The 4,661-nt window shown below is 74.8% G+C and carries 3 protein-coding genes and 1 pseudogene; all 4 read right to left on the bottom strand.

The window, feature by feature from the left end; all coding sequences use genetic code 11:
- On the bottom strand, positions 1-897 hold an 897-nt coding region (locus tag ABD308_RS16655; RefSeq protein WP_344334975.1), incomplete at its 3' end, for an AMP-binding protein.
- Between the two features lie 243 nt (positions 898-1,140).
- Complete coding sequence (locus ABD308_RS16650) at positions 1,141-2,409, bottom strand: glutamate synthase-related protein (RefSeq protein WP_344334973.1); 1,269 nt, start codon at positions 2,407-2,409, stop codon at positions 1,141-1,143.
- Positions 2,406-3,404, bottom strand: a complete 999-nt coding sequence (locus ABD308_RS16645; RefSeq protein ID WP_344334971.1) for an asparagine synthetase A — start codon at positions 3,402-3,404, stop codon at positions 2,406-2,408. Before ABD308_RS16645 ends, ABD308_RS16650 begins: the two co-directional genes overlap by 4 nt.
- A pseudogene (locus ABD308_RS16640) lies at positions 3,401-4,661 on the bottom strand (amino acid--tRNA ligase-related protein); the annotation flags it as partial. The pseudogene ABD308_RS16640 and the gene ABD308_RS16645, both read right to left, overlap by 4 nt.

The raw sequence follows: 4,661 nt of genomic DNA, 5'->3' as shown, positions 1-4,661 counted from the left end.
GACCGGTCGCAGCCGCTCGTCCAGCACGTAGGCGCGCCGCTCGCCGAGCGGGGTGCCGATCGGGACCCCCGCGGCCTCGACGGGCCCGGACAGCTCGTGGACGGTGGCGGTGATCACGGTCTCGGTGGGCCCGTAGGCGTTGAGCAGCGGCACACCGGTGGCGGCCCGCCAGGAGTCGGCGGCCCCGGGGTGCAGCCGGTCGCTGCCGGAGATCATCAGCCGCAGGGCGCGGGGCGCCCGGCCGTGCTCGCGCAGGGCCGGCACCAGTTCCTGGAAGTAGCCGGCGGGCAGGTTGGCGACGGTGACGCCCTCGGCGTCCAGCAGGTTCAGCAGGGCGTCCGGGCCCAGCAGCCGCTCCTCCGGAATGAGCAGGCAGGCGCCGGCGGACAGCGCGGTGAGCGTCTGCTCCACGGCGACGTCCACGGTGGGGCGGGCCAGGTGCAGCACGACGTCCTCGGCGGTGAGGCCGAAGCGGTCGACGGCGGCGGCCAGGTGGCCGGTCAGCGCGGCGAGCGGCACGTGCACGCCCTTGGGGCGGCCGGTGGTGCCGGAGGTGTAGATGAGGTAGCCGGGGGCGGCGGCCGCCCCTTCGGACGGCGCGGGCCCGGTGAGCTCGCCGTCGGTGAGCTCCAGCGTGGCGCCGGCGTCCTCGCGGATCCAGCGGTTGCGCTCCTCGGGGGCCTCCCGGTCGAGCGGCAGGTAGACGGCCCCGGCGCGCAGCACGGCGAGCAGGCCGACCAGGTGGTCCAGCCGGTCGCGGCCGGTGACGGCCACCGTCCGCCCGGGGGCGATCCGGGCGGCGAGGGCGCCGCTCAGCTCGTCCAGCTCCCGGTGGCTGACGGTCCGGGCGCCGAGCCGTACGGCCGGCCGGTCCGGGAACCGGCGCGCGACGGACATGAAGGGGAAACCGCGAGATTCCATCATCCAACCCCGATGAATTGACGACGCTGCGGGCAGTGATCTCGACGATAGGGCGGCTTTCCGGAGCCGATCGGCAGAATTCCCGGAAGACCATCGGCAGTTTCAACTGCCGCTCTTCTCACGAGCATTGATGAAACGCGTCCAGCCCGCCGAGGTGCGCTGGGGCGCCTCGACGGGCTCAGGGAGAAGCGATTCAGGATTGCTTGACAGGGGGGGTGATCAGAATCCCGGGGGGACGTCGGGGGACCACACGTCGGCCCGTTCCAGGGCGGCCGGCGCGTACTTCCCGAGCGCGCTGATCAGCAGCCGCAGTTCGAGCGCGAGGCAGTCGGCGAACCGGACCAGCCCCGCCTCCGGGTCCTCGGCGGCGGCCAGCAGGGCGGCCCGGCCCAGGCCCACCGCGCGGGCGCCCAGGGCCAGGCTCTTGACCGCCCGGCCGCCCTCCCACATCCGCCCCGAGACCAGCAGGCAGGGCGGCGGCCCGGCGGCCGCCAGCCGGCGCAGGCACTCCGCCAGCGGCAGCCCGACCTGCGCCGGGAAGACGCCCGGCGCCCAGCCGGTGCCGCCCTCCGCGCCGTCCACGGTGACGGCGTCCGCGCCCGCCTCGGCGGCCACCCGGGCGGCCTCGGCGACGTCCCGGCCGGGGTGCAGCTTCACCCAGACCCGGGCCCGGGGGAAGTTGTTGCGCATCAACCGGATCTGCTGGCGCAGGATCTCCGCGGTGAAGGTGCCGGGCGTGCCGGCGCGCAGCACCCGGCCGTCCTCGCCGAAGACCGGGTCGAGGCCGTAGCGGTCGCCGAGCCGGGCGGCGGCCTCGGCGTCCAGCACGGTCATCCCGCCGAGGCCCGGCTTCGCGCCCTGTCCGACCTTCAACTCGAAGGCCAGGCGCCCGGATTCGAGCAGCGGCAGGGCCGCCGGGTCACTGTAGACGAGGTTCCACACCTCGGCGTCGGCGTCCTCGGTGGACTGCTGGACGGCCACCCCGCCCAGCCCGTCCGGGAGATCCTCGGTGTAGGCGCGCAGCCGGCCGAGCAGGGCGCGGTCGGCGGCCTCGCCGAGCCGGCCGTAGCCGTTCACCGGGACGACGTTCTCGCCGATGACCATCGGCAGACCGAGCGCGCCCGCCTGCCGGCCGAGCGCCAGGCCGAGGTCCCCGCCGGCCGCCCTGGTGGAGCCGGTCGCGGACACGTACACCGGCAGGGCGGAGGTGAACCCGCCGATGGCGGTGACGAGTTCGACGTCCCGATAGTCCGGTTCGCGGCCCAGGTCGATCAGTTTGGCGAGCCGCTGCGGCATGAACACCGGCGGCACGATCCGCAGCGCGTCCAGGGCGTCCAGGGCGTCCGCCCCGGGCCCGCCGGTCCGGGGCTCGGCGCCGAACAGCACCTGCCCGTAGCTTCCGGGCGGCGGAAAGGCCGCCGCCGCACCGGCCCGGGCCCGCCGGCGGACCTCCTCCTCGGGGAAGCCGGGTGCCGACAGATCGCTCACGGCGACACCACTCCCGCGATCTTCGGGAAGGCGCTGGCCTGCCAGACCGCGTCCAGCCCGGCGACGTAGCGGGTCAGCCGCTCGACCCCGATGCCGAAGCCGGCGCTGCCGGGCACGCCCTCGCGCACCAGGTCCAGGTACCACCGGTACTTCTGCGGGTTCTCCCCCGTCTCGCGCATCCGGGTGACGATCTCCGCGTAGTCGTTGGTGCGCTGACTGCCGCTGCACAGCTCGCCGTAGCCCTCGGCCGCGATGAGGTCGAAGTTCCGCAGCAGGCCCGGGTCCTCGGGGTTCTCGCGGTCGTAGAAGCCGCGCGAGCCCTTGGGGTAGTCGGTGACGAAGAACGGCCGGTCCCGCCGGGCGGAGAGCAACGCCTCCCCGGCCCAGTCGAGTTCGGCGTCCGGGCTCTGCGGGTGGCCCAGGCCCTGGAGTTCGGCGACCGCCTCGGCGTGCCGCATCCGCCCGAAGGAGCCCTTCAGCAGTTCGGCGAACGCGTCGGTGTCGCGGCCGAGTTCGGCGAACTCCTTGGGCAGCTCGCGCACCACGCTGCCGACCATGTGTACCACCAGTTCCTCGACCAGCCGCACGGCGTCGTCCCGGCTCGCCCCGGCCACCTCGACGTCGAGCTGGTGGAACTCGACCAGGTGGCGGCTGGTCCCGGCGGTCTCCAACGGCTCCAGCCGGACGTTCGGCGCGATGCAGAAGATCTTGTCGAAGGCCAGCAGCGAGGCCTGCTTGTAGAGGATCGCGCTGGTCATCAGCTTGTAGCGGTGGCCGTAGAAGTCGACGTCGACCTGCTTGGAGCCGCGCGAACCGGGGTCGGTGACCGGGCCGATGATCGGCGGGAGCAGTTCGGTGAAGCCCTGGCCGCGCAGGTGCTCGCGGGCGGCGGAGAGCAGGTGGTGCTGGATCCGCAGCGCGGCGCGGGTGGTCGGGGAGGTCAGGTGGCGGCCGGGGTCCGGGAGCGTCGTGGGGGTGGTCCCGTCGGTGGTCATGGCGTGGTGAGTCCCAACTCTCGTGGTGCGGCGGATGTTCGGTCGAGGTCGAGGTCGAGGTCGAGGTCCGGGGTCCCGGCGGCGCGGCCGTCGTAGTCCCACTGGACGTGGGAGAGCGCGCCGAGCAGCCCGGAGGAGCCGAGGATCGGCGGACGCGGGCCGCCGGACAGGCCGGCGATCGGCATCGAGCCGACGTCCGACCAGTGCAGCCGTCCGTCCGGACCGAGCGAGCTGCGGGCCCGGCCGGCGTTGTCGGGGTGCAGGCAGTAGGGCACGTCCAGGTAGCCGGCCGCGAAGGCGCGGACCAGGGCCCGGCCGATGTCGGCGTCCAGCTCCAGCACGGCGCCGATCAGCGCCCGCGCCTCCGCCTCGACGCCGGTGTCGGGCACCACGAGCGGCGGGCGCGGCGGCTCGGCGACGGCGGCNCCGTCTCCAGCGCCCGGACGTTCTCGGCGACGGTCGGGATCCGGTGCGCCTCGGCCGTCGTCTTCACGATCAGCCGGGCCGCCCCGGTGCGCACCGCCAGCCGGGCGGCGTCCTCCAGCAGCAGCCGGGCGCCGCCGGGCGTGCGCGGGAAGACGCCCATGTAGGCGTAGAGCACCAGGTGGTGATCGACGTCGGGCAGCAGCTCGCCGGCGAGCCGGCCGAGCACGGTGAGCGCCTCCTCGTCCTGGCGCGGGTCGGGCTGCTGGGCGTAGCTGAGCGAGACGCTGCGCAGTCCGTGCTGCCGGAAGAACAGCGCCTCCAGCACGCTCACCGCGATCAGCAGGCTCGGCGGGCAGAGCTGGCCCATCAGGCAGCCGCCGAACGTCTCCAGGTGCGGCTCCGCGCCGAACTCCCGGATGGACGCGAGCAGTTCGCAGCTGCGTCGCCAGCTCTCCACCGCCTCGCGCAGCGGGGTGCGGCTGTACGGCAGGCAGTAGGAGACCGGGCCGCCCTCGGTGGCGTCCAGGCCGACCGCGAGCAGGGCGCGGACGATGTGCTCGGGCCGCGCCGAGCCGTGCCGGACCTGCACCGGGAAGCCCTCGCCGGCGACCCCGCGCAGCACCGCCCGGGTGACGTCCACCGGATGGCCGGCGATCGGGTAGCCGTTCAGCCCCACGCCGTCGGCCAGGGCGCGGCGGGCGGCGGCGAGGTCGCCGGTGCGGGTGTAGCTGTCCAGGGTGATGGTGCCGACCGTGACGGCGTCGGCGTCGCGGGTGGCGAGCAGGCCGTCGCGCATCCGCAGCGGGTCGGCCATGCCCATCCGGGGCTGGA

The sequence above is a fragment of the Kitasatospora putterlickiae genome (genome assembly GCF_039527695.1).
Lineage (GTDB): Bacteria > Actinomycetota > Actinomycetes > Streptomycetales > Streptomycetaceae > Kitasatospora > Kitasatospora putterlickiae.
This window is presented reverse-complemented; position numbering and strand designations above follow the sequence as displayed.

Bases quoted from the DNA above. Each gene is read 5' to 3' on its own strand.
- ABD308_RS16645 (WP_344334971.1), bottom strand. From the start codon at position 3,404: ATGACCACCGACGGGACCACCCCCACGACGCTCCCGGACCCCGGCCGC.